Origin of the sequence: Okeania sp. SIO2F4 (assembly GCF_010672385.1) — a bacterium.
Lineage (GTDB): Bacteria > Cyanobacteriota > Cyanobacteriia > Cyanobacteriales > Microcoleaceae > Trichodesmium.
The window spans coordinates 1-3,304 of record NZ_JAAHGT010001038.1; the positions used below are offsets into that span (position 1 = coordinate 1).

Annotated in this window: 4 protein-coding genes; 1 reads left to right on the forward strand and 3 read right to left on the reverse strand. The window is 32.5% G+C overall.

The genetic code is table 11. From position 1 onward, the window contains the following. Together F6K22_RS36745 and F6K22_RS36750 are read right to left on the reverse strand one after the other, a co-directional pair. Positions 1-233, reverse strand: a 233-nt coding sequence (locus F6K22_RS36745; protein WP_293109643.1) for a hypothetical protein, incomplete at its 3' end; no start/stop codon positions are given. 217 nt (positions 234-450) lie between these two features. Then, positions 451-744, reverse strand: a complete 294-nt coding sequence (locus F6K22_RS36750) for a hypothetical protein (RefSeq protein WP_293109645.1) — start codon at positions 742-744, stop codon at positions 451-453. A gap of 72 nt (positions 745-816) precedes the next feature. Between F6K22_RS36750 and F6K22_RS36755 the strand changes: the two genes are divergently transcribed. Continuing rightward, positions 817-1,344, forward strand: a complete 528-nt coding sequence (locus F6K22_RS36755; RefSeq protein WP_293109647.1) for a hypothetical protein — start codon at positions 817-819, stop codon at positions 1,342-1,344. Between the two features lie 272 nt (positions 1,345-1,616). Here the strand turns inward: F6K22_RS36755 and F6K22_RS36760 are convergent, their stop codons facing one another. Then, entirely contained in the window at positions 1,617-2,978 is a 1,362-nt protein-coding gene (locus F6K22_RS36760) for a methyl-accepting chemotaxis protein (RefSeq protein ID WP_293109649.1), read from the reverse strand. Positions 2,979-3,304: the final 326 nt, after the last annotated feature.

Below are 3,304 nucleotides of genomic sequence, written 5' to 3' on the forward strand. Positions count from 1 at the left end.
TAAATATAGATATATCTGTGGGGATGTGAAATTTTTGGTTGTGGGAAGTGGGGAATTTTCTGAATTTTTCTTTTGCCTGCCTCAGGAATTTCTACTGTGTGGAAAAATCCTCTTTTTGTCTTTGACTCTGGCAATGAAAATTTGCCATAAATAATATATATACCTCTGGCAGTGGCAAATTTTTGGTTGCCAGAAGTGCTGAATTTTCTGAATTTATCTTTTCCCTCCTTCAAAAATTTTAGGTTGTGTGGAAAAATCCTCTTTTTGCCTTTGACTGTGAGAGTGAAAATTTATCCATAAATTATAGATATATCTGTGGGGATGCGAAATTTTTGGTTGTGGCAAGTGCTGAATTTTTCCTTTTTATCTTTTGCCTGTCTCGACAATTTCTGGTGTGGGGAAAAATCCTCTTTTTGTCTTTGACTGTGAGAGTGAAAATTTATCCATAAATTATAGATATATCTGTGGGGATGTGAAATTTTTGGTTGTGGCAAGTGCTGAATTTTTCTCTTTTTTGTTTTGCCTGTCTGAGAAATTTCTGCTGTGGGGAAAAATCGTCATTTTACCTTTGACTCTGAGAGTGAAAATTTTCCTATAAATATAGATATATCTGTGGGGATGTGAAATTTTTGGTTGTGGGAAGTGGGGAATTTTCTGAATTTTTCTTTTGCCTGCCTCAGGAATTTCTACTGTGTGGAAAAATCCTCTTTTTGTCTTTGACTGTGAGAGTGAAAATTTATCCATAAATTATAGATATATCTGTGGGGATGTGAAATTTTTGGTTGTGGCAAGTGCTGAATTTTTCCTTTTTATCTTTTGCCTGTCTCGACAATTTCTGGTGTGGGGAAAAATCCTCTTTTTGTCTTTGACTGTGAGAGTGAAAATTTTCCTATAAATATAGATATATCTGTGGGGATGCGAAATTTTTGTCTATGGAAAGTAGGGAATTTTCTGAATTTTTCTTTTGCCTGCCTCAGGAATTTCTACTGTGGGAAAAAAATCGTTGGTTTCCCTTTGACTCTGCCAGTAAAAATTTTCCATAAATATAGATATATCTGTGGAGATGTGAAATTTTTGGTTGCAGGAAGTTCTAAATTTTCTGGATTTATCTTTTGCCTACCTCAGGAATTTCTACTGTGGGAAAAAATCGTCAGTTTCCCTTTGACTTTGCCAGTAAAAATTTTCCATAAATATAGATATATCTGTGGAGATGTGAAATTTTTGGTTGCAGGAAGTTCTAAATTTTCTGGATTTATCTTTTGCCTACCTCAGGAATTTCTACTGTGGGAAAAAATCGTCAGTTTCCCTTTGACTTTGCCAGTGAAAATTTTCTATAAATTATAGATATACCTCTGGCAATTTAAAATTTTTATCTGCGGGAAGTGGGGCATTTTTACTTTTTATCTTTTGCCTACCTCAGGAATTTCTACTATGGGGAAAAATCGTCATTTTGCCTTTGACTCTGGCAGTGAAAATTTTCTATAAATTATAGATATATCTCTGTCAATATGCAATTTTTATCTGTGGGAAGTGGGGAATTTTTCTGTAAAATACATAAATTTAAAATTTTTTTTATCAAAACAAACATTACAAAATTTCAATAATTTTCCTGTTTTTTATAAACGAAAATCTTGGACTGATTCTGACAAAGTGTCTGCAATACTCAGTAATGTTTCTAAGGAGTCATCTACTTCTTTTGTTACCAGGGCTTGAGCGATATTTTTATCGCGAATAATTTGTAAAAAATTTGTGAGTTTTTGTAGATTATTTGCCTGATTTTCTCCCCAAGAGGCAACATTATCTATATAGTTATTAAATTTATAGACTTTCTGAACAATTTTAGTTAGCCCTCGCTTAACTTCTTCTCCCAATTTTTTTGACTGGGATTCCTTTACAACTATATTATTCTCAGGAATAGTCAGATTTAAACTTTCAATCTTGCGTTGAAAATATTCTAATTTTTTCTTGACTAATTCCCAATTATTTGCCAGATATTGCAATTCTTTTGCTATTTTTACTACATCTTCATTGCTAGTTTTTCTAGAAGCAAAAATATCAGTATTTAGTAACAAAATTTGACTGTGAGTATGAATTTTAGAAATTAAAGATTGGATTTTGTTTAAATTATAATTATAATTGGTAAATATTTGAACTTTGTGATTAATTTCTGAAATTAAGGTATGTGCTGCCATAATTTCATTGAATACCTCATCTATTTCCAGGTAACTTGTGGAAGCATAACTACTAATTTCTTGAGCAACTTGTTCAGCTTCCCAGGCTATGTATGCTGTTTGATAAAAAGAATCAATTATTACTTCTAAGGTGTTGAGGAAAGAAGCTATTTCTTCTACTTGACACTGACTTCCTAGGGATAAGTTTTGAAAAGTAGTTTGGCTATCTGTCGCTAGAATATCAACTTTTTGAGCAGCATAATCTACTTCTTTAACAAGTTTCCGAAATTTGTCGATCGTCATATTAAAGCAATAAGAAATTATTCCTAATTCTTCACATCTGACTTTGACTTTCAGATAAAGTTGCCCATGGGCAGCAGCGTCTACTTTATCTAACAATTTTATAACTTGACTGGCAATTTTTTCTTTATCTTGTTCGCTTCTTTCTTCCTGAATTTTAATATTAATTAGAAGATTACAAATTACATCAGCCATAAAATTAAATTTTTTGGTCAAATTAAGGAGTTGATCGTTAGTATAAATAGGAGATCTAAAATTATAGTTCCCTGTAGAAATACCTTCTAGATAATTATCTAATCTATTGATTGAAGAACGCAGTTTTTGCGCAGTTATTATACTTAAGCTAAACGTTGTGATAAAACTGGTGATACCTGTTGTACAGGCGATGGCATAATTCTGATGAGTTTTGCTGATAAAATTTGGCGGATAAACCAGTGTTACAATAGCAGTTGTAATTGTAGTTATTCCCCCACTCAACAAAGCTATCCATAATGGTTGATTCTTCATAAAAAACTATTATATTTACTACTAATTTTTATCTGATATACAATTAACCAAGGTCATTTCAGTTAACCTCCTGCTTCGCAGATGAAAAGCCTCCTGGATTGTAAGCTAATAGGCATTTTAAATGCGTATTAGCAAGTCAGAAGTCAGAATTAATATAGGGTTTTCCCTTAAACGAGGCACACAACAATAAGTCGTTTAAATCTCACGGGGTGACAAGCTAGTTGAAAGCTATATATAGAGACGAATTTGCGTTCGGGAACTGAAGAATACTTCAACTAAAATCAAACTCTTATTGAGAATGAATGAGGTGTAGTGCGTTAGAAGAG